The 21622-nt window shown below is 71.6% G+C and carries 16 protein-coding genes and 1 tRNA gene; 13 read left to right on the top strand and 4 right to left on the bottom strand.

Annotated elements, in window-relative coordinates:
• Positions 1-32: 32 nt before the first annotated feature.
• Positions 33-1211: a Na+/H+ antiporter NhaA gene (nhaA, locus tag EDF19_RS02755; protein WP_123679385.1), complete on the bottom strand. Its 1179-nt coding sequence runs from the start codon at positions 1209-1211 to the stop codon at positions 33-35.
• Positions 1212-1334: 123 nt separating this feature from the next.
• Here nhaA and EDF19_RS02750 point away from each other — a divergent pair, with 123 nt between their 5' ends.
• The 10 genes from EDF19_RS02750 (at position 1335) to EDF19_RS02705 (ending at position 12024) form a co-directional block, all read left to right on the top strand.
• On the top strand, positions 1335-2024 hold the full coding sequence (locus EDF19_RS02750) for a MazG family protein (protein ID WP_123679384.1): 690 nt from the start codon (positions 1335-1337) through the stop codon (positions 2022-2024).
• A gap of 320 nt (positions 2025-2344) precedes the next feature.
• Positions 2345-3589, top strand: a complete 1245-nt coding sequence (gene hisS / locus EDF19_RS02745; RefSeq protein ID WP_123679383.1) for a histidine--tRNA ligase — start codon at positions 2345-2347, stop codon at positions 3587-3589.
• 97 nt (positions 3590-3686) lie between these two features.
• Positions 3687-4970 (top strand): phosphopyruvate hydratase, encoded by a 1284-nt coding sequence (eno, locus tag EDF19_RS02740; RefSeq protein WP_123679382.1) that lies wholly within the window; start codon positions 3687-3689, stop codon positions 4968-4970.
• A 344-nt stretch (positions 4971-5314) separates the two neighbouring features.
• The gene (locus tag EDF19_RS02735) at positions 5315-5848 is read left to right on the top strand and encodes a septum formation initiator family protein (protein ID WP_123679381.1); all 534 of its coding nucleotides are present in this window, start codon (positions 5315-5317) and stop codon (positions 5846-5848) included.
• Between the two features lie 55 nt (positions 5849-5903).
• Positions 5904-6452, top strand: coding sequence for a DUF501 domain-containing protein (locus tag EDF19_RS02730; RefSeq protein ID WP_123679380.1), 549 nt, complete (start codon positions 5904-5906; stop codon positions 6450-6452).
• 38 nt (positions 6453-6490) lie between these two features.
• Positions 6491-7972, top strand: a complete 1482-nt coding sequence (locus EDF19_RS02725) for an NAD(P)/FAD-dependent oxidoreductase (RefSeq protein ID WP_123679379.1) — start codon at positions 6491-6493, stop codon at positions 7970-7972.
• Between the two features lie 75 nt (positions 7973-8047).
• Positions 8048-8124, top strand: a tRNA-Leu gene (locus EDF19_RS02720).
• Positions 8125-8241: 117 nt separating this feature from the next.
• Positions 8242-9828, top strand: a complete 1587-nt coding sequence (locus EDF19_RS19340) for a procyclic acidic repetitive family protein (RefSeq protein ID WP_260216867.1) — start codon at positions 8242-8244, stop codon at positions 9826-9828.
• A 164-nt stretch (positions 9829-9992) separates the two neighbouring features.
• Positions 9993-10673 carry a class F sortase gene (locus EDF19_RS02710; RefSeq protein ID WP_123679378.1) on the top strand — a complete coding sequence of 227 codons (681 nt, stop codon included), beginning with the start codon at positions 9993-9995 and terminating at the stop codon, positions 10671-10673.
• A gap of 10 nt (positions 10674-10683) precedes the next feature.
• Complete coding sequence (locus EDF19_RS02705) at positions 10684-12024, top strand: threonine/serine exporter family protein (protein ID WP_123679377.1); 1341 nt, start codon at positions 10684-10686, stop codon at positions 12022-12024.
• Between the two features lie 139 nt (positions 12025-12163).
• On the opposite strand, the gene EDF19_RS02700 is transcribed toward EDF19_RS02705, so the two are convergent.
• Complete coding sequence (locus EDF19_RS02700; protein WP_123679376.1) at positions 12164-13933, bottom strand: class I adenylate-forming enzyme family protein; 1770 nt, start codon at positions 13931-13933, stop codon at positions 12164-12166.
• Positions 13934-14223: 290 nt separating this feature from the next.
• Positions 14224-16557, bottom strand: coding sequence for an Ig-like domain-containing protein (locus EDF19_RS02690; RefSeq protein WP_148071012.1), 2334 nt, complete (start codon positions 16555-16557; stop codon positions 14224-14226).
• 231 nt (positions 16558-16788) lie between these two features.
• Between EDF19_RS02690 and EDF19_RS02685 the strand changes: the two genes are divergently transcribed.
• A complete protein-coding gene (locus tag EDF19_RS02685) occupies positions 16789-17370 on the top strand; it encodes a LemA family protein (protein ID WP_123679374.1) in 582 nt (193 codons plus the stop codon).
• Here EDF19_RS02685 and EDF19_RS02680 read toward each other — a convergent pair.
• On the bottom strand, positions 17367-18578 hold the full coding sequence (locus tag EDF19_RS02680) for a winged helix-turn-helix domain-containing protein (protein ID WP_123679373.1): 1212 nt from the start codon (positions 18576-18578) through the stop codon (positions 17367-17369). The two genes, EDF19_RS02685 and EDF19_RS02680, sit on opposite strands and share 4 nt — an antisense overlap.
• A gap of 93 nt (positions 18579-18671) precedes the next feature.
• Between EDF19_RS02680 and EDF19_RS02675 the strand changes: the two genes are divergently transcribed.
• Positions 18672-19931 carry an AI-2E family transporter gene (locus EDF19_RS02675; RefSeq protein ID WP_260216866.1) on the top strand — a complete coding sequence of 420 codons (1260 nt, stop codon included), beginning with the start codon at positions 18672-18674 and terminating at the stop codon, positions 19929-19931.
• Positions 19932-19977: 46 nt separating this feature from the next.
• Positions 19978-21222: a threonine ammonia-lyase gene (ilvA, locus tag EDF19_RS02670; RefSeq protein WP_123679371.1), complete on the top strand. Its 1245-nt coding sequence runs from the start codon at positions 19978-19980 to the stop codon at positions 21220-21222.
• The last annotated feature ends 400 nt before the right edge of the window (positions 21223-21622 follow it).

The following is a 21622-nucleotide window of genomic DNA, read 5'->3' as shown; positions in this document are numbered from 1 at the left end:
AGCGCCAGCGCGCCGCGCCGCGGCGGCCCGCGTTACTCCGTCGCCTCGGCCTCGGACAGCTCGCGCCGACCGCGGTACGCCCGCGCGCGCAGGGTCACCACGACGGCCGACGCCACCATCGCGATCCCGGAGCCGACCAGGACGGCGAGCACACCCTCGTCGAGGACTTCCTCGTTGCGGGCGAACGCCAACTCGTTCATGAGCAGGGACACCGTGAACCCGATGCCGCCCAGCACCCCGACCGTGATGATCGAGAAGAACGACAGCGACGACCGACCGGGCGTCCGGAACAGCCTGGCGGCGACGGCGCCGAAGAGCGTGATGCCGATCACCTTGCCGACCGGCAGCGCGATGACGACGGCCCAGAAGGTGGGGGAGAGCTCGCCGAGACCCACGGACGGGATGATCACCGCGGCCGACGCGAACGCGAACACCGGCAGCACGATCGCGTTCGACCAGGGCTCGACGTTCTCGTGCAGGGTGTGTCCCGGACGGCGGGGGAGCACGAGCCCCAGCGCAACGCCGGCGATCGTCGCGTGCACACCCGAGTGGTAGACGAACCACCACGTCGCGATGCCGAGCACGACCATCGCGACGATGATCCACGTCTGACCGGCACGGCCCGGACGGAGCATCCGGCCGAGCAGCCAGAACAGCACGAGGGCGACCGCGGCGCCGACCAAGGCCAGGAAGTCCGTGTCGTGCGCGAACACGACGGCGATGATGAGGATCGCGATGAGGTCGTCGAGCACGGCCAACGCGAGCAGGAACACGCGAATGCCCGACGGCAGGCCGCGACCGAACATGGCGAGGACCCCGAGCGCGAACGCGATGTCCGTCGCCGTCGGGATCGGCCAACCGTGCGTGAAGGGCGTGCCGGCCGTCACGAGCAGGAAGATCCCGGCGGGGACGAGCACGCCACCGACCGCGGCGATCGCCGGCACGATCGCGGTCTTCGGGTTCGACAGCTCACCGGCGACGAGCTCGTGCTTCAGCTCGACCGCGACCAGCAGGAAGAACACCGCGAGCAGCCCGTCGCTGATCCAGTGCGCGATCGAGAGGTCGAGGCCGACGGCGCCGAGCGGCAGGTGCGCATCGAGGAGCCGCTCGAGTCCGGGGCCGAGCGCGGTGTTCGCGACGACGAGGCCGAGCACCGCTGCGGTGAGGAGGGCGACGGCGCTGAACCGAGGGGAACGGATGACTGACGACATGGAACTCCGTCTCGATGGGTCGGGTGATGGTCCGTCGACCAGACTTCCCGACACGCCACGTACAGCATACCGGCCGTCCACCGACACCGACCGGTCGGGGGTGCAGCGTGACACGATGGCGCGATGACCGCCGTCTCGGACCTCGTCACCGTCGTCGACCGCCTGCTCGCCGAGGACGGTGGTTGCGTCTGGAACCGTGCGCAGACCCACGCCTCGTTGGCCCGGTACGCCGTCGAGGAGTCGTACGAACTCGTCGACGCGATCGACGACGGCACCCCGGACGACGTCCGTGAGGAACTCGGCGACGTGCTCTACCAGGTGGTGTTGCACGCCGGGATCGCCGAACGCGCGGGGGACTTCACCCTCGAGGACGTCGCCGCCGGGGTCCGCGACAAGATGACCCGGCGGCACCCGCACGTCTTCGGCGAGGAGACCGCGGACACCGTCGACGAGGTCGTCCGCGTGTGGCGCGCCGCGAAGTCCGCCGAGAAGTCCGCGCGCCGGAGCGCCTTCGACGGAGTGCCGCGGGCGATGCCCCCACTGGAGCGGACGGTGAAGCTGCTGGAACGGCTGCAGGAGCGTGGGGACGTCGACGCGGTGGTCGCGTCGGTCGTCGGGTCGGGCGCCGGCCGGGAGGCCCGTGCTGCGTCCGGAGCGTCGGCTGCGGTCGACGGGGTGGGGACCGTCGACCCCGCGTGGGGGACCGCGATGCTGGCTTCGGTCGCCGCGGCGGTCGGCGACGGGATCGATCCGGTCGCGAGTCTGCGGGCTGCGGTCACCGCGCTCGAGGCAGCGGGTCGCGCGGCGGAGTGACCGGCGGCGGAGTGACTGGCGGTCGAGTCGCGAGGGTCCAGGAAACGGAGAGCCTCCAGGACTGGAGACCCTCCGGGAACGGAGAACGGGCGCCCTCCTAACCCGAAAAAAGGAGGACGCCCGTGAGTGGGCAGCGGCACCACCAGGGAAGAGGTGTCGACAAGAGCCCACTCGAACCGCGGGGCACACTGCAGCACGGTGCCCACGCGATCGATCTGGAGAGTGGATCAGGCACTCTCTGGACCGAGGTTCTGCATTCAATGTATCAGTGGGTCGGACCACGCGCAACCCTGACTTCGCCGTCTGCCAGAATTGACCGCATGGCGACGACCGTGACGGCACCCCGTGGCATGCGTGACTTCCTCCCGGCGGACAAGGCCCGGCGCGAACACGTGCTCGGTGTCGTCCGTGACGTGTACTCCCGCCACGGGTTCGACGAGATCGAGACCCCGGTGGTCGAGGACGCCGCGCGGCTCCACTCCGGACTGGGCGGGGACAACGAGAAGCTCGCGTTCGCCGTGATGAAGCGCGGACTCAGCACCGAGGACCTGCGGTCAGCCGAGGCGCCGCTCGACCTCGCGGACCTCGGGCTGCGCTTCGACCTCACCGTGCCGCTCGCGCGCTTCTACGCCTCGCACCGCGCTGAGCTCCCGAGCGTCTTCCGCTCCGTGCAGATCGCGCCGGTCTGGCGTGCCGAGCGCCCGCAGAAGGGCCGGTACCGGCAGTTCGTGCAGTGCGACATCGACATCCTCGGTGAGCCCGGGCAGCTCGCCGAGATCGAGCTCATCCGCGCGACGACGGCCGCGCTCGACGCGCTCGGGGTGACCGGGACGACGATCCGGATCAACGACCGACGGATCCTCCTCGCGCTCCTGGCCTCCTGGGGGATCACCGACCCGACCGCGGCGGACCGCGCGCTCATCACGATCGACAAGCTCGACAAGATCGGTCCGGGCGGGGTGGCGGCGGAACTCCGTGCCTCCGTCGGGGTCGAGCTCCCCGGGCTCGAGGACACCATCCGGGCGCTCGAGGCCGCCGACTGGTCCTCGGTGGACGGTGCCGACTGGCTCGACGCCGACGCGTTCGCCGACCTGCTCCGGCTGCGCGCGGCACTCCCGGGGGTGGACCTCCGTTTCGACCCGACGCTCGTGCGCGGCATGGGGTACTACACCGGGACGATCTTCGAGGTCGCGCACCCCGACTTCGGCTACAGCCTCGGTGGTGGCGGTCGCTACGACGGGATGATCGGCCGGTTCCTCGGACAGGAAGTCCCGGCCGTCGGCTTCTCGCTCGGCTTCGAGCGGCTCGTCGACCTCGTGACGCTCCCGGAGTCCGCCGAGTCCGACGCGGTCGTGCTCGTGTACGACAAGGACGTGGACCCGGTCCGGCTCGCCGCCTTGAAGACCGAGGCGCTCGCGGTGCACCGGCGGGTACGGCTCGAACGTCGGACCAAGAACACCAAGAACCTGCTCGCCGGCCTCGCCACGCAGGGGTTCTCGGCCTTCGCGACCATCGGTGCGGACACGGCGTCGCTCGAGGGTGTGGAGTTCCGCCCGCTCGATTGAGTTCTCCACAGCGTCACGTCATCGTCGACGTCGTGTCCACCGCGGCTCGCTAGGATCGGTTCCGCAATCACCACAACCAATGTGTAGGGAGTACCCCGTGGCCCTGATCGATGCCGTAGGCGCACGCGAAGTCCTCGATTCCCGAGGCAACCCGACGGTCGAGGTCGAGGTCCTCCTCGACGACGGCGTCGTGTCCCGCGCCCTGGTCCCCTCCGGCGCCTCCACCGGCGCCTTCGAGGCGTACGAGCTCCGCGACGGCGACGCCTCGCGGTACGGCGGCAAGGGCGTGCTCAAGGCCGTCGACGCCGTCCTGGACGAGATCGGCCCGGCGCTCGAGGGCTTCGACGCCACCGACCAGCGCCTCGTCGACGCCGCGCTCATCGAGCTCGACGGAACCGAGAACAAGTCCCGCCTCGGCGCGAACTCGATCCTCGGCGCGTCGCTCGCCGTGGCCCGTGCCGCCGCCGACTCTGCCGACCTGCCGCTCTTCCGGTACCTCGGCGGCCCGAACGCGCACACGCTGCCCGTTCCGCTCATGAACGTCGTCAACGGTGGTGCCCACGCGGACACCAACGTCGACATCCAGGAGTTCTTCCTCGTGCCCTATGGCGCCGAGAGCTTCTCCGAGGCGCTCCGCTGGGGTGTCGAGACCTACCACGCCCTCAAGGGCGAGCTGAAGAAGCAGGGCCTCGCGACCGGCCTCGGCGACGAGGGCGGCTTCGCGCCGGAGCTCGCGTCGAACCGCGCGGCGCTCGACTTCCTGCTGACCGCGATCGAGAAGGCCGGCTACACGCCGGGCAAGGACATCGCCGTCGGCCTCGACGTCGCCTCGACCGAGTTCTTCCACGACGGCAAGTACTCGTTCGAGGGCAAGCAGCTCTCGAGCCAGGAGTTCACCGCGTACTTCGCCGACCTCGTCGCGAACTACCCGCTCGTCACGATCGAGGACCCGCTGGCCGAGGACGACTGGGCGGGCTGGTCGCACCTGACCGCCGAGCTCGGCGACAAGGTCCAGATCGTCGGCGACGACCTGTTCGTCACGAACCCGAAGCGTCTGCAGCGGGGCATCGACGAGAAGGCCGCGAACTCGATCCTCGTCAAGGTGAACCAGATCGGCACGCTCACCGAGACCCTCGACGCGGTCTCGCTGGCGCACCGCCACGGCCTGACCTCGATCCTGTCGCACCGCTCGGGTGAGACCGAGGACACCACGATCGCGGACATCGCGGTCGCGGTCGACGGTGGCCAGATCAAGACCGGCGCCCCGGCTCGTTCGGACCGTGTCGCGAAGTACAACCAGCTCCTCCGCATCGAGGAAGAGCTCGGCGACGCCGCGGTCTACGCGGGTCGCTCGGCCTTCCCCCGCGCCGCCGCGCTGTAACCAGCCCGGCCAGCAGTACCCGCAGCAGCACCGAGACGCCGTCCTCCTCCGGGAGGGCGGCGTCTCGTCGTGTGTGCGGCCCCGAGGTGCCGAGCGGTCAGGACGTGCCGCGCGCGCTGCGTCGAGTGGTCACGAGTCGTCGGTTGGCCCGGGCCCGGCCGACAGGACGTGACCACCGGACGTGCGCCGGGCGGTGTGTGGTGACCACTCCAGGTGCGGGACGGACGGGCGGGTCGGAGCCGCGCCTCCCGGCTGCCTCGACCGGACGCCGCGCGACGCTGAGAGGGCGCCGAACGGCCGCGTCGGTGGCGCGCCGACCGCCACCGCCGGGTTATCGTCGGAACGTGCCGAACCAGAAGCCCCGCGTCCGCCGCGTCCCCGTGGCGATGCCCGATGGCGGCACGTCCGCGCAGCCCTGGTACCGCTCGATCCACTTCTCCGGCTTCAGCCTGCTCATGCTCGCGATCATCGTGCTCTTCGTCGTGGTGCTCGCCCCGTCCCTCCGGACGCTCATCCAGCAGCAGGAGCAGATCGCTCAGCAGCAGCGCGAGGTCGCCAGCCAGAAGGCCGACGTCACGCAGAAGAAGAAGGACGTCGCACGCTGGGACGACCCGGCCTACATCGAGGCGCAGGCCCGTGACCGGCTGCTCTACGTGTACCCGGGCGAGGAGAGTTACCTCGTGATGGGGACCGAGAACCGGAAGGCCGAGGCCACGCCGACCACCGACTCCGGGACCCCGGTCAGCAGCACGGTGCAGACGCCGAAGGTCGACTGGGTGCAGGCGATGCTGTCCTCTGTGCTGCAGTCCGGTCTGACCGACGAGACCGCGGCGGACCTCGTCGCCCCCGACGTGTCCGGCACGGGCGAGAGCAAGTAAGCCGTCCAGCGCGACGGTGCGAGGGGCGCCGCGACTCCGGTAGGCTCACGTTCCCGTGACGACCCCTCCCTTCGACCCGCCCTCCGACCGCGACGTCCAGGTCGTGTCGGCGCAGCTCGGCCGACCGGCGCGCGACGTCATCGGGATCGCGGCACGCTGCGTCTGTGGCAACCCCACGGTCGTCTCCACGAAGCCCCGGCTGTCGAACGGCACCCCGTTCCCGACGTTCTACTACCTGTGCCACCCCGCGGCCACCGCTGCGGTCAGCACCCTCGAGGCCAACCAGGTGATGCCCGAGCTGGCAGCCCTGCTCGAGGACGACACCACCGCGGCCGCGTACCTCGCGGCCCACGAGGCCTACCTGGCCGATCGCGAGTCGATCGAACACGTCGACGAGATCGTCGGCATCAGCGCTGGTGGGATGCCCACCCGCGTGAAGTGCCTGCACGCGCTCGTCGGTCACGCCCTCGCCGCCGGACCCGGCGTCAACCCCATCGGCGACCTCGCGCTCGAGCGCGCGGACTGGTCGCCCTCCCGGTGTGAGTGCCGGGCGTATGATGACGGTGCAGACGCTGGAGTCGGGGCGGGTGGCGGCGAAGTCTGACTCGACTCCGAAACCCCCACCCAAGGAGATCATCCCCCGTGCCCAAGATCCTCGTCGTCGGCGGCGGTTACGCCGGCTTCTACACCGCATGGAAGCTCGAGAAGCACCTTCGCCAGGGCGAAGCCGAGGTCGTCATGGTGGACCCGCTGCCGTACATGACGTACCAGCCCTTCCTGCCCGAGGTCGCTGCCGGTTCGATCGAGCCGCGTCACGCGGTCGTGTCGCACCGACGCCACCTCAAGCACACCCGCGTCGTCACGGCGAAGGTCACCAAGGTCGACCACGCCACGAAGACGGCGACGATCACCCCGTCCGAGGGTGAGGCGTGGGAGGAGTCCTACGACCAGATCGTCATGACCGCCGGTGCGGTGTCGCGCACGTTCCCGATCCCGGGCGTCGCGGACGAGGCGATCGGCCTCAAGACCATCGAGGAAGCCGCGGCCATCCGCGACAAGATCCTCACGAACTTCCACAAGGCGGCGAACCTGCCGGCCGGTCCCGAGCGTGACCGCCTGCTGACCGTCGTCGTCGTCGGTGGTGGCTTCGCCGGCATCGAGGTCTTCGCCGAGCTCCGTTCATTCGTCACCGACCTGCTGAAGAGCTACCCGCAGCTGTCCTTCGACGACACGCACTTCCACCTGGTCGAGGCGATGGGCCGCATCATGCCCGAGGTCTCGCTGGAGACCTCGCACTGGGTGCTCAAGAACCTGGCGCAGCGCGGTGCGAACGTGCACCTCGAGACGCAGCTGGCCTCGGCCGTCGGCGGCATCTGCGAGCTGAAGACCAGCGACGGCGCGATCGAGACGATCCCGTCCGACCTCATCATCTGGACCGCTGGCGTCATGGCGAACCCGATGGTCAAGGGCACCGACTTCCCGCTCGAGCAGCGCGGCCGCATCCGTGTCCAGCCCGACCTCCGCGTCGTGGACGACAACGGCGTGATCGCGGACGCATGGGCCTGCGGCGACGTCGCGGCCGTGCCGGACCTCACGGGTGGTGGCGTCGGCGGCTTCTGCGTGCCGAACGCCCAGCACGCCGTCCGTCAGGCGAAGCAGCTCGCGAAGAACGTCGTCGCGACCCTCCGTGGCGAGGCGACGATCGACTACAAGCACGAGAACCTCGGCGCCGTCGCGGGCCTCGGTCTCGGTATCGGTGTGTTCCAGTCCGGAAAGTTCGCCATGAAGGGCTTCCTGGCCTGGGGCGCGCACCGCGGCTACCACGGCATGGCGATGCCCTCGTGGGAGCGCAAGTGGCGCGTCATCGGCGACTGGGTCGGCGGCTTCTTCCTCGGCCGCGACATCGCGTCGCTCGACGACCGTGAGACCCCCCGTGCCGCGTTCGAGGCGTTCGCGTCCCGTCCGAAGCCCGCTGCCGAGGCGCCTGCCGCTCCGGTCGAGGCTGCGAAGCCCACGACTGCTCCTGAAGAGGGCAAGCCCGCCGGTGCCGCTGGTCCCGCGTACGGCGAGCCCGCGAAGGACGTCTCCAACGACGCCGAGCCGGTGAAGGCCGACGTCAAGTAGCAGTCTCGCTCGCATCAGAGGCGGTCACCCTTCGTGGGTGGCCGCCTCTCGTGCGTCGGTAGGCTGTTGCGGCCCGCCCCCGTGGCCCAATCGGTAGAGGCACGCGACTTAAAATCGCTGAGTTGAGGGTTCGAGTCCCTCCGGGGGTACCAGCACGCGTCTCGCGAGAGCGACCAGGGCGCACTCGCATGCCCGACTGTGTCGAGATTAGGTTTGCCTTACCTTACTTCTGTCCATATGCTCAGGGGGTTAGGTAAGGCTACCCAAACTTGGAGACCACCCGAATGCACCTGTCCACACCGCGCGCCCGGCGTCTGGCCGCCGGCGCGACCGCCGTCGCCCTCGGCGCGACGATCGCCGCAGCCGCCGCGATCGGCGCCGCCCCGGCGAACGCCGCCTCCGCCGACGTCACCGACGCGTCCCTGTCCTGGAGCCTCAGCAACGAGGCGAACGCCGGCGCCTACTTCGGCGGCTGCAACTTCCTGTCCGCCGGGGTCGCTGGGAACTCGGGTGCCTCCGCCCCGTGGACCGCGACGAACCCGTCGCCCGGGTACGCCGCGTCGGCCGGCAACGTCTCCATCGCCTACCCGACGAGCGCGGGCGGCACGACGACCCCGACCTTCGCCACGAAGTGCCAGACGGGCGACGGCACCACCGTCACCCCGGCGACGACCACGCGTGGCGTGCTGACCCTGGCCGACGGCACGGGCACCGTCGACGCCGCGGCCGGCACTGCGGACATCGCCTGGGACGGCGGCTTCACGGTCGCGTTCTACGGTGGCATGACGTACTGGTCGGCGGAGGACCCGCAGCTGCACGTCGCCGCGGACGGCACCGGCGAGCTCACCGCGACGGCCTCCGGCTACGCGGCCTCGCGCGACGGTGGCTCCTGGGCGCCGCTGACCCCGCGCACGGTGCACCTCGCGACCCTGACCGACGTGGACGTCACGAGCACGGGCATCACCGTGAGCCCCGACTGGAAGGGCGTCGAGCCCGCTTCGGCGACGACCATCAACAAGACGAACGCCGACTGGGGCTCGTGGCCCGCCGACTTCATCGACTTCCAGAACGAGACCGGGCAGAGCTCGTACTGGTACAGCTCGGGTGCGAACGACGCCGCGTCCAAGAAGCCGCAGCCGATCGCGATCACGTACACGGCAGCCGAGGAGCCCACCCCGGAGCCGACGACGCCCGTGACGACGGAGCCAGCCACCCCGGAGCCGACCACGACGCCGGAGCCGACGACGGACCCGGAGCCCACCACCGCGCCGGAGCCCACCACGGATCCCGAGCCCACCACGGATCCCGAGCCCACCACGGACCCGGAGCCGACGACCGAGCCCAGCGAGCCCGGCACGACCCCGACGACCGACCCGACGACCCCGGCACCCGCGCCGGCCCCGTCGCTGAGCACCGGCGGCACCACGACCTTCACGGTCGGCGACGCCGTGCCGCTGCGCGCCGCGGGCCTGCCTGCCGACACCGGGTACTCGATCGTGCTGCACAGTGACCCGGTCGTCCTCGGCTCGGTCACCACGGACGCAGACGGTGCGTTCGCGACCTCGGTCGTCATCCCCACGGCGACCCCGGCCGGCACGCACACCATCGCGGTGGAGTCCTCCGACGGCACCGCGGTCGTCTCGCTCGCCATCACGGTCACCGCTGACGGCGTCGTCGTCATCGACCCGGTCGACACCACGACCGCCGTCACCACCGGCGCGGCCGTGAACACCGGCGGCACCGTCGCCAGCAGCACCTCGGCGCTGCCGTGGATCGGGCTGTCGGCCTTCGGCGTCATCGCCCTCGGCTCGGTCGCGTTCGTCGCGTACCGCCGCCGCGTCACCCAGCAGCACTGACCCACCGGGGTCCGCAGGGCGGTGCAGCCCGCCCCGCGGACCCCGTACCGCTCGTGTCGGACGGGAGGCGCGCCTCCCGTCCGACACATCGGTCACCACCCCGGAAACGCACCATGAGCACCCACGCACGATGAGCACCCACGCACCATGAGGACCAACGCACCATGAGCACGCCACCCACCACGTCGCGCAGCGACCGCCGCCGTCGCGGCGGTGCGCTGCTCTGGAGCGTCGCCACCGTCGCGGTCACCGCGCTCGTCGTCGGCGTGGTGGGCGTCGTGACCGCGACGACCGGATCCGCGTCGCCGACGGCGATCACCGGGACGTCCCTCGACGGCAAGCACGTCACGCTCGACCCTGGGGAGTCCGGTGGAGCGGCAACGGCCTCGAACGCGGTCACGGACACCGGCGACCGGCTCGAGGTCCCGTCCGTCGGACTCGACGTCCCGCTCGGCGAACTCGACGCGGTCGACGGACAGATCACCCCGCCGGGGTTCAGCGAGGCATACCGCGTGCGGAACACGGGCGTCGGCCTCGCGGACCGCGCAGACGGCACCGTGTTCGTCGTGATGCACTCGCTGCGGAACGGCGCGATCGGCCCGGGGAACCTGCTCATCGACGTCGACGGTCAGCGTTCCGAGGTCGCCGTCGGCAGCAGCGTCCGGATCGGCGACGCCCGGTGGACGGTGACCGGCTCGGAGCGGATCACCAAGGCGACCGTCGCGGCGGACGCGGACGTCTGGGCGGACGAGCCCGGTCGGCTCCTGCTCATCACGTGCCTGCAACGACCCGACGGCTCCGCATCGGTCGACAACGTGGTCATCGAAGCCACGCTCGATCGCTAACATCGCCTGCGTGGTCGGACTCGGAAGCGCACTCGCCAACCTGCAGAACGCCCTCCGTCGGCCCGAGGCCCACGTCGAGGTCGTCGACGGCGAGACCGTCCCGGTGGGCATGCTCCTCGGCACGCTCGGCGCGCTGCTGCTCGACGCCGGCAGCTCCGTCACCGACGTCCGCTCGGCGCTCGAGAAGGCGCGGGACGCCGCCGGGGTCGGTCCGACGCTGGCCATCGGCGTGCTGCCGGCGCTCGTGATGGTGAGCGAGGTCTCGACCGGGGCCGCCACGATCGTGAACGCCGAGGGTGTCGAGCTGTCCTCCCGGCAGGCCGCCCGTGCGAACCGGGTCGTGCTCGGGTTGGAGAGCGGTTCCATCGCCCTCGCCGAGATCCCCGCGCGGGTCCGGGCCATCCGTGCCGGCACCGTCCCGCCGCCAGCGCTGCCGTGGATCCTCGGCAACGCGCTGACCTCCGCCGGGCTCGCCGTCGTGTTCCGGTGCCCGTGGTGGGCGATCCTCGTCGCACTCGTCGTCGGGGCGCTCGTCGGCGTCATCGGGCTGGTGCTCCGACGCTTCCGCGAGGCCGTCGCGATCATCCCGTTCCTGGCGGCCTTCGCATCGACGACGATCGTCGGGCTGGTCGCGGCGAGCACCGGCTTCGAGCAGGTCCCGCTCTTCGCGGTGTGCGCCCCCGTCGCGGTGTTCGTCCCCGGAGCGCTCATCACGAACGCGCTGCTCGAGCTCACGGCGGCCGACATCGTCACCGGTTCCTCGCGGCTCGTGCAGGGGCTCATCATGCTCGGGTTCATGGCCGCCGGCATCGCCTCGGGCAGTGCGCTGACCGGGCTGCACGTCGACCCGTCCTCGGCGGCGCTCGTCGGCGAGGTCGCCGGCGTCGGCACGGACCTGGCCGGGTGGGAGTCGGTGCCGTCCTACTGGGTGTCGTGGGTCGCCGTGGTGGTCCTGGCGATCGGGCTCGGCTTGGTCTTCCGGTCCGGGTGGCGGCTGACGCTCGTGTCGGTGGCGGTCATGGTCACCGCCTACGCCCTGGTCAGTGGGACGACGCCGCTGTGGGGGAGCGTCGTCGCGACCGGCGCCGCGGCCGCGCTGCTGTTCGTCGCGACGCGGTTGCTCGAACGGCTCGTGCCGGCGATCCCGGCGACCGTGTCGTTCTTCCCGGCGTTCCTGCTGCTCGTACCGGGGACGGTCGGGCTCGTGGCGGTCGCGACCTTCGACCCGGAGTCCCTCGCGACGCCGCTCGCGACCTTCGTCAGCCTGTGCATCGGGACGAAGATCGGTGGGCTGCTGCCGGGCCTGTTCGCCCGGAACGCGCCGCGCCGCGGGGTGGACGCGACCAGCTGACGGGCGGTTGGCGCGTGGCGGCGGCGCCACGGGCCTCCAGGCAGGTGTGTCCCGCCTGCCGGGCGCGACGTCGCCGGCGTGATGTCGCTGTCGCGACGCTGCTGGCGCGACGCCTGTCGGCCGCTACGCCTGTCGGTCGCTACGCCTCGATGAACCGGCCGGCCGCCTGGTCCTCGGCTGCCGTCGCGTTCGCCAGGTAGTGCACCTTCTTGCCGGTCGCGTTGTACGGCAGCTCGTCCACGAAGCGGTAGCGCCGCGGCCGCTTGTACCGCGCGAGACCCGGGTGCGATCCGGTCCACTCCTCGAGGACCGCCGCCGCGGCGACGTCGTCCTCCGGCAACCGTTCGGGCGCCCGGATCACGTACGCCGAGACGACCTCGCCCCACCGCTCGTCCGGCACCCCGACCACGATCGAGTCGGCGACGCCCGGGTGCTCCTGCAGCACCGCCTCGACCTGCACGGGGTGCACGTTCTCGCCGCCGGAGATGATCATGTCGTCCTTGCGGCCCACGATCGTCACCCGCTCGTGCTCGTCCCACGTGGCGAGGTCGCCCGGGTAGAACCAGCCGTTCGCGAACTTCTCCGCCTCGAGCCCGGGGTTCCGGTACGAGTAGCCCGACTTCACGGTCCGGACCGCGAACTCGCCGATCTCGGAGCCGTCCTTCGGCACGGTGTCGGTGGGCTCGGCGAGCCGGTCCTCGTACACGCGGACCACGGCGACGTCGTCGTCGGTCGACGCCCGACCCGTCGAGCCGGCACCGTCGGGGAAGTCCTCGGGTCGGAGGAACGTGTTCCAGAACGTCTCCGTGGTGCCGTAGCCGTTGAAGATCCGCGGCGAGAGCAGCTCCTGGTACCGGAGTGCGGCGGCACGGTCGAGCGGTGCCCCCATCGTCACGATGCCGTGCAGCGACGACAGGTCGCGGGGCCGGCGCTCCTGGGCGTTCGCGAGCTGCACGAGGTTCGGCGGCGCACCGATCAGGAACGTCAGCCGCTCGGACTCGACCAGGTCCAGCACGACGTCGGCGTCGAAGTGCCGCAGCGTGGTGAGCTCCGCGCCGACGTAGAACACCGGGTTCGGGCCGCCGGAGTACAGGCCGCCACGGTGGAACAGCGGCGACATGTTGAGCGTCTTGTCGAACGGGCTGAGCGGGAAGTGCATGATCACGTCGTGTGCGCTGAGCACCTCGACGAGGCTCGGGAGCGGCACCGGCTTCGGCCGTCCCGTCGTGCCGGACGTGTACAGCCGGGTGGTCTCGTCGTACGTGCTGCGCGGTTCGGTGGCTGCGAGTTCGTCGGCGGTGACGGGGTCTGCGGCGAGCAGGTCCGCGAAGGAGGGGGCAGCTGCGGCGGCGTCTCGGTCGTGGTCGTGGCCTTGTTCGTGGTCGCGGTCGTGGTCGCGGTCGCGGTCGTGGTCTTGGGCTTGGCCTTGGTCGTGGGCTGCGTCGCGTTCGCCGCCGACCGTGACCACGTGCTCGGGAGCGTGCGCTGCGGTCTCGAGCGCCGCTGCCATCTCGCCACGTCGGGCGACGTCGTGGACGATCACCACCGGAGCGGAGTCCTCGATGATGAACGCGACCTCGTCGGGGGCGAGCCGGAAGTTCGTCGGCGAGAAAACGGCGCCGATCCGGTGGCACGCCAGGTACAGCATCGCGAACTCGGGGGAGTTGAGGAGCTCGACCATGACGACGGACCCGTGCCCTGCACCGTGCCGGACGAGCCAGCCGCCGATGCGGTCGACGGCGTCCCCGAGCTCGGCGTAGGTCCACGAGCGGTCGGTCTCGGGCTCGCGGAGCGCCGGCCGGTCGGCGAAGCGATGGGTGTTCCGGGCGAAGCCGTTCGCGTACGTGTAACTGCCCTCGAACACGTCGCGGAACCGTGTCGGGTCGTAGTCGGATCGGCTCTCGGTCATCGTCGCTCCCTGGGACGCGTGGCGGTGGGTCGCGCACCGCCGGTCGGCGTGCGTGCGGCACCGCTCGTCACCTTATCCGGCGGTCCGGTCGCGTGGTGCTGGGGCGTCGCGCGGTGCGCGGCGGTCGCGTGGTGCGGTGGTGTCGCGCGGTGCGCGGCGGTCGCGTGGTGCGGTGGTGTCGCGCGGTGCGCGGCGGTCGCGTGGTGCGGTGGTGTCGCGCGGTGCGCGGTGATCGCGTGCTGCGCGGCGGTCGCGTGGTGCGGTGCGGCGGCCGGGAGGCACGGTGCAGCTCAGGCGGGTGCGTCCCGTCGCGTGGTGCGCGCCCAGATCCACACCCCGGCTGCGGCCGCGACGCAGCCGCCGGCCACCGCACCGAGCAGGACCGGCGACGCGTGCGTCCCCGTCGACCCGGAGTACACCGCCGCGGTCAGCGCGACGGCCACCACCGCGAGCGCGACGTAGCGCCCCCGGGACGCGGCGAGCACAGCGGACCCGGCCGACCCGGCGAGCGGCAGCAGCGATGCGACCGCGGCGCCGACCCCGCCGAGGCAGAGCGTGATCGCGAACTCGGACACGAGTGACGTCCAGAAGCCGTCACCGGTGGTCAGGCTGTGCACCACCCACCCCACGGCGGCGAGGCCGAGCAGCCCGATCGTCCGCCAGGTCGCGCTGCGGGCACCGGCGGCGATCCCCGATCCGAGCCGGAGCGGACCGGTGCCGAGGTCGGGCCGGCCGGAGGGCACGAGCACCACGCCGACGATGAGCGCAGGGGAGAGGTCCGCAGCGCGGGTGATGCCGCACGCGACGAGCGCCGCCAGGACCAGCCACGGCGAGACCCGGAAGCCGACGGTCCGGTGGTCGCTGCCCGCGGCCCAGCGCGTCGCGAACACGACGGCGGCGGTGAGGACGGCGGTGCCGAGCAGCACCGCGATCGCGAGCCGGACGTACCGGGCCTCGAGCGCGACACCGACCCCGAGGAGCGTGCAGAGCGTGGCGACGGTGACCGCGAGCCCGATCGACACCCAACTCGGCAGGACGTCGTCGTTCGTCGTCCGGTCGGTCCGCGCTCGGTTCCGGCCGAGGAGTCCGGCGAACGGCGAGCGGATCCTGCCGCGGGCCACGGCGGCGACGAGGGCGAGCGGGGCCGCGATCAGCACGAGGAACCCGGCGGCGACGGCGGTGGCGACGAGCACCGTGCGCCAGGAGAACGCGGTCTGGATCGTCGGGACGGTGCCGTCGTAGGCGGTGGCCGCGGTCCAGTCGCCGGCGGGTCCGGACCAGTCGCCGTGTCCACCGGCGACCGCGGCGGGCGTGCCGCTGCTGCCGTCGGTGGTGCCGCCGTCCGGCTCCGTGCTGCTCCCCGGCCCGTCGGTGCCGGTGCCACCGCCACCACCCGCCGCGGCGGTGCCGGTGTGGGTCGGGTCGTCCGTGCCGCTCGTCGATCCGTCGACGGTTCCGTCGTCTCCTGGCGTCCCCGGTGCGGGGCTGCCGGTGGCGCCCGTGGTGCCGGTGTCGCCCGGCTGTCCCGTCGTCCCGGAGCCGGACGTCGCGACCAGGACCCGTACGCCCGTCGACGACTTCGAGTAGTTCCCCGCGGCGTCGTGCTGCGTCGCGGTGAGTTCGTGCGGCCCCGTGCGGAGCGTCGACCCGGCGCTCGAGCACGACCACGCCCCGCTGGTTCCGACCTCGGCGCGGCAGACCGGAGCACGGTCGACGTAGACCGTCACGCCGGCACCGGGCTCGCCGGTGCCGCGGGCCACCACGGCCCCGGCCCGGACCCGCTCGCCGGCGCCCGGACTCGTGATGCGCGGCGCTGCGGGGGCGGTGCGGTCCACGGTGACCGTGACCGGTGCAGACGACGCGCTCCGCAGGTCGGAGCGGTAGCCGTCCGCCGTGCTGGCGGTCTGCGAGGCGGTGACCGTGACCGGGCCGTCCGCCCGCGCCGGGAGCGTCGCCACCCACCGCCCGTCCAGGCCCACCCGCGCGGTCTGCTGGGCAGCGGACCCGGAGACGGAGAGGACCACCGTCGAGCCGCGGAACCCGGACCCGGCGACCGTCCCGCTCGTCGTGCCACCGGACGCGATCGACGGCGGGACGATGACGTCCGACGCGGGGGCGCTCGCTGCTGGCAGCGACGGCGTGGTGGTGTCCCGCACGGAGAAGACCTGCTGGGGCCCCGATCGGACGGTACCGAGGCACGACCAGGTGCCGTTCGGCTGCACGACGGCGGTGCACCCGGCGGAACCCGTGCTCGCCGGACCGGTCACCCGGACGACGTGGCGCGCGGTGCCGGTGCCGTGGAAGCGGGCGGTGCTGCTCGTGACGTCCCCGGGGTCGGCGATCGTCGGGGCGGTGACGGGCTGGTTGCTCGGGGTCGGCGTCGGTGCGCCGGGACGACCGGAGGTGGGCGGGGCGATCGACTCGGCGGGCGGCGGGGTGACACTGGTGGCCGCGAGTGCCGTCGGGGCTGCGCCGGTGGCCGCGGCGGCCGGTGCCGCGATCGTCGTCAGGAGCCCGGCCGCGAGGGCCACCGCGACCGCTGCGAGGACGGCGGAGCGGGGACGTCGAACGGGGCCGTCACCCCCGACGGCCCGCTCGTCCACGTTCACCCCGCGTGTGCTCACCGGCTCCATCCCACGGGATCGAGGCCCCCTGGTCAATACACCGCGCGGATGATCTGCCGACATCGGGGCGATCCGACGCGGGATCCCGAACGCCCGGTGTGCATGACTCGGGAATCGCCCGTGAACCCTGCCCCCGGACGAGAGCACCCCCGCCGCCTCGGTAGACTGCACGACGGCCGTCTCGGCCACCAGCAGCACCGCGGATCCCGACGCGCAAAGGAGTACGCCCACATGGACACCGGACTCGTCACGACGCTCATCGTCGTCGGAGTGGTGGTGGTCGTCCTGGTGATCATCGGGATCTACCTCTGGGTGACGTACAAGTCCCTCGTCACGCTGAAGACCCGCGTCGACGACGCCTGGGGCGACATCTCCCGCCAGCTCGAGCGTCGCGCCGAGCTCATCCCCACCATCGTCGACACGGTGCAGGGGTACGCCACTCACGAGAAATCGGTGTTCGAGGCCGTCACGAAGGCCCGCGCCGAGACCCTCACCGCGGGTGACGCCGGATCGGCCTCTGCTGCTGAGGGACACATGCAGAAGGCGCTCAAGAGCGTGTTCTCCGTCGCCGAGGGCTACCCGCAGCTGCAGTCGAGCCAGGGCTTCCTGCAACTCCAGTCGGAGCTCGTCGACACCGAGGACAAGATCCAGTCCGCTCGGCGCTCCTACAACGGTGGTGTCCGCGAGCTGAACACGAAGATCAGGGTCTTCCCGAACTCGGCCTTCGCGAAGAACCGCGGTTTCACCGAGGCGACGTTCTTCGAGACGGCCGAACCGGCCGCGATCGCCGAACCCCCGCGCGTCCAGTTCTAGCCGAGCGTCGCGCTCCCGCCGAGCGCGGCAGCCACGGCGGCCGCAGCCGTCCCCCGGTCGGTGACCTCGATCGCACCGAGCCCCTGCCACGCCGCCGTCCGCCGGAGCGTCGCAGCCAGCCGTTCGGCGTCGAGGTGCTCGCCGGGCTCCTGCCACGCCGTCCGGACCATCAGGACACCGCGCTGCCGGTCGCTCTTCAGGTCGATCCGACCGACGAGCCGGTCATCCTGCAGCACGGGCAGGACGTAGTAGCCGAACACCCGCTTCGGGGCCGGCGTGTAGATCTCGATCCGGTAGTGGAACCCGTACATCCGCTCGGCCCGCCGCCGGAACCACACGACGGGGTCGAACGGACTGAGCACGGCGTCGGCGGTCAGCTGTCGGGGGACCCGCGCTTCCGGGTGGAGCCAAGCGCGCTCCGCCCATCCCTCGACCCGGACGGGCAGCAGTTCACCGGCGGCCGTGAGCTCCGCGATCGCGAGGGCCGTGTCGTCGGTGCGCAGCCGGTAGTAGTCGGCGATGTCCGCCCGCGTACCGACCCCGAGCGCTCGGGTGGCGTGCCGGACGAGGTCGCGCACGGCCACTGACCGCGGGGGAGCGGTCTCGAGGAAGCCGGCGGGCAGTACCTGTTCCGGCAGGGCGTAGACACGCTCGAACCCGGAACGACCGGCGGTCACGGCCTCGCCCCACCGGAACATCTGCTCGAGCCCGAGCTTGACGTCGCTCCAGCCCCACCACGGTCCCCGACGTACGTTCGCCTCGTGCTCGACGGCGCTGGCGGGCATCGGCCCCTCGGCTCGGAGGAGTGCGTGCAGCTCCCGTCGCACGGCCGCGGTCCGCGTGACGCCGTCGATGCGGGTCGGGCCGGCGTCGCGCTCGCGCAGGGCGTCCATCCGCCACCGGAACAGCCGGAGGTCCTCGCGGGGGATGAACGCCGCCTCGTGCGCCCAGTACTCGGTGTACGGGCCGGACCGGCCGAGGGTCAGCCGGTCGAGGACGGTGCGGTCGTACGCGCCGAGACGGGCGAACAACGGCAGGTAGTGGCTGCGCTCGAACACGTTGACGGAGTCGATCTGCAGCAGCCCGAGTCGGCCGAACGCGGCGTTCAGCGCACGCGTCGAGACCACGTCGGCGGGCGTCCGCCCGAAGCCCTGTGCGGCCAGTGCGACCCGTCGTGCCTCTGCCGCGGAGAGCGTCGTCCTGACCATGCGGTCGAACCTACCGAGCGCCGCCGACACCGTCGTACCCCGGTGTATGCCGTATCTGGAACCTGACGGGAAGCACATCGATATGCTCGGCCCATGGCATGGGGCAGAAAGCAGACTCATCCCGACCCCGTGGTCGAGGACTCGGTTCCGATGGGCATGCGCATCGCCGGGGCGTGGTCCTGGCGTGCGCTCGTCGTCGTCGGCGTGGTCGCGGTGTTCATCTGGCTGATGACGGTGTTCAGCCAGATCCTGATCCCGTTCCTCATCGGCATCGTGATCTCCGCGCTCCTCGTCCCGATCTCGAACTGGATGCAGCGCCACCACGTGCCGAAGTGGGCCGCAATCGTCATCAGCCTGCTCGGCGGACTCGCGGCGCTCGGCGGCCTGATCTGGCTCGTCGTCGACCAGATCATCGCGTCCTACCCGTCGCTGCGCGACCGCACGGTGGACCAGTACGCCAACATCAAGGACCTCGTCCTGAACTCCGGCCTCGGCATCACCCAGGGTGACGTCAACGGCTGGCTCGACGACGGCACCAAGTGGCTGCAGGACAACTCCGGGTCGATCGTCTCCGGTGTCGCCGTCGCCGGTTCGGGTGCCACCCACATCTTCGAGGCGCTCTTCATCATCCTGTTCACCACGATCTTCCTGCTGGTCGACGGCAAGAACGTCTGGCGCTGGTCCGTCCGGCTCTTCCCGCGCAAGGCGCGTGCCGCGGTCGACGGTGCAGGGGTCGCCGGCTGGATCACCCTGACGAGCTTCATCCGGGTGCAGATCTTCGTCGCGTTCGTGGACGCGGTGGGCATCGGTCTCGGCGCGTACATCGTCGGACTCTTCTTCGGCGGCATGCCGCTGGTCATCCCGATCGCGGCGTTCGTCTTCCTCGGCGCCTTCATCCCGGTCGTCGGTGCGATCGTGACCGGGTTCCTGGCGGTCTTCGTCGCCCTGATCTTCAACGGGCCCCTCGCCGCCGTCCTCGTCCTCGGCGTCGTCCTGCTCGTCCAGCAGATCGAGGGCCACATCCTGCAGCCCCTGGTGATGGGCAACGCCGTCAAGGTGCACCCGCTCGCCGTGGTCCTCGGTGTCACCGCGGCGTCCGGGCTCGCCGGCATCGCCGGTGCCTTCTTCGCCGTCCCGCTGATCGCCACGCTGAACGCCATGGTCACCACCATCGCGAGCGGCCGCTGGCGTGGACTCGACTCCGACCACGTGCTCGAGGCGACCCCGAAGCACGGGCAGCACGGGCAGATCCAGCTCCTCCGTCGTCGTCGCCACAAGGTCGGGGACGACGTCCCCGCACCGGGCACGAAGCCGGGTCCCGCCGCGGCCGAGGGCACCGCCAGCACGAACTGAGCGTCACGGGTTCGTCAGGAGGCTCCGGACCGACGATGATGGGACCGTGACCGACACCACCGCACCGACGATCCCGACCCTCGACGACATCGAGCGGGCTCGCGAGACCATCTCCGGTGTCGCCCGGGTCACCCCGATGGAGACGTCGCAGTTCCTGGCCGAGCTGCTCGGCTCGCCGGTGCACCTGAAGTGCGAGAACCTGCAGCGCACCGGCGCCTACAAGGTCCGCGGCGCGTACAACCGCCTGTCGACCCTGTCCGAGGAGCAGCGCGCCAAGGGTGTCGTCGCGGCCAGCGCCGGCAACCACGCGCAGGGGGTCGCCCTCGCCGCTCGCGAGCTCGGCATCCCCGCCACCATCTTCACGCCCGTCGGGGTGGCCCTGCCGAAGCTCCAGGCCACGCGCCACTACGGTGCCGACGTCGTCCTGCGCGGCCACTCCGTCGAAGAGGCCCTGAGTGCCGCGAAGGACTTCGCCGCGCACACCGGCGCCGTGTTCATCCCGCCGTTCGACCACCCGGCCGTGATCGCCGGCCAGGGCACCCTCGGCCTCGAGATCATCGACCAGGTCCCCGACGTCGAGACCGTCATCGTGCCGATCGGCGGCGGCGGTGTGATCGCCGGCATCGCCCTCGCCGTGAAGGGCATGGCCGAGCGACTCGGACGCCCCATCAAGGTGATCGGCGTGCAGGCCGAGAACGCCGCCGCCTACCCGTCCTCGATCCGTGCCGGTGAGCCGGTCACGATCACGACCACGCCGACGATCGCCGACGGCATCGCGGTCGCCCGTCCCGGTGACCTGAACTTCCCGATCATCCGCGACCTCGTCGACGACATCGTCACGGTCTCCGACGACGACACCGCCCGCGCCCTGCTGGTCCTGCTCGAGCGCGCGAAGCTCGTGGTCGAGGCCGCCGGCGCCGTCGGGGTCGCCGCGATCATGTCCGGCGCCGTCCGCGACACCGGCCGCACCGTGGTCCTGCTCAGCGGCGGCAACATCGACCCGCTCATGATGGAGCGCGTGATCACACGGGGCCTCGTCGCCGCCTCGCGGTACATCGGCATCCGCATCATGCTGCCGGACCGTCCCGGGCAGCTGGCCCGCGTCGCGCAGGTCATCTCCGACGCCGGCGCGAACGTGGTCGAGGTCCTGCACACCCGGCACGGCCAGGGACTCGTCATCAACGAGGTCGCGCTCGACCTGTCGATCGAGGCCCGCGGCCCCGAGCACGCGCAAGAGGTCATCCAGCGCCTGCACGAGGTCGGCTTCCGCCCGGAGCTCCTCGAGAACTAGCCACGCCGGTTGCGACGATCCACGAGTCGTTCGACGCGTGGACTGTCGGAGACCTCGTGTCGCCGCGGGGGAGCGACCCCGTCGCTGTCGTACGACGTCGGACATGTCGTCCCACGTCGGTTGCGACGACCCACGAGTCGTTCGACGCGTGGACTGTCGGAAACGGCGTGCGTGACGTGGCGCGCGCCGGCCGGGAGGCGCGGGGCGGGGCCGCCACGGGCCTCCAGGCCGTCAGGTGGTCGCGCCGGGCTGGCGCCGACGGCTGACGCGACCCCGTCGCTGTCGTACGACGTCGGACATGTCGTCCCACGTCGGTTGCGACGATCCACGAGTCGTTCGACGCGTGCACTGTCGGAAACCTCGTGTCGCCGCGGGGGCGACGCACGCACGCGCCCACACA

The sequence above is a fragment of the Curtobacterium sp. PhB115 genome, assembly GCF_003752025.1.
GTDB lineage: Bacteria > Actinomycetota > Actinomycetes > Actinomycetales > Microbacteriaceae > Curtobacterium.
This window is presented reverse-complemented; position numbering and strand designations above follow the sequence as displayed.

Coding starts and splice junctions, on each gene's coding strand:
- nhaA (WP_123679385.1), bottom strand. CDS start 1,211: ATGTCGTCAGTCATCCGTTCCCCTCGGTTCAGCGCCGTCGCCCTCCTC.
- EDF19_RS02750 (WP_123679384.1), top strand. CDS start 1,335: ATGACCGCCGTCTCGGACCTCGTCACCGTCGTCGACCGCCTGCTCGCC.
- hisS (WP_123679383.1), top strand. CDS start 2,345: ATGGCGACGACCGTGACGGCACCCCGTGGCATGCGTGACTTCCTCCCG.
- EDF19_RS02710 (WP_123679378.1), top strand. CDS start 9,993: ATGAGCACGCCACCCACCACGTCGCGCAGCGACCGCCGCCGTCGCGGC.
- EDF19_RS02700 (WP_123679376.1), bottom strand. CDS start 13,933: ATGACCGAGAGCCGATCCGACTACGACCCGACACGGTTCCGCGACGTG.
- EDF19_RS02685 (WP_123679374.1), top strand. CDS start 16,789: ATGGACACCGGACTCGTCACGACGCTCATCGTCGTCGGAGTGGTGGTG.
- EDF19_RS02680 (WP_123679373.1), bottom strand. CDS start 18,578: ATGGTCAGGACGACGCTCTCCGCGGCAGAGGCACGACGGGTCGCACTG.
- EDF19_RS02675 (WP_260216866.1), top strand. CDS start 18,672: ATGGCATGGGGCAGAAAGCAGACTCATCCCGACCCCGTGGTCGAGGAC.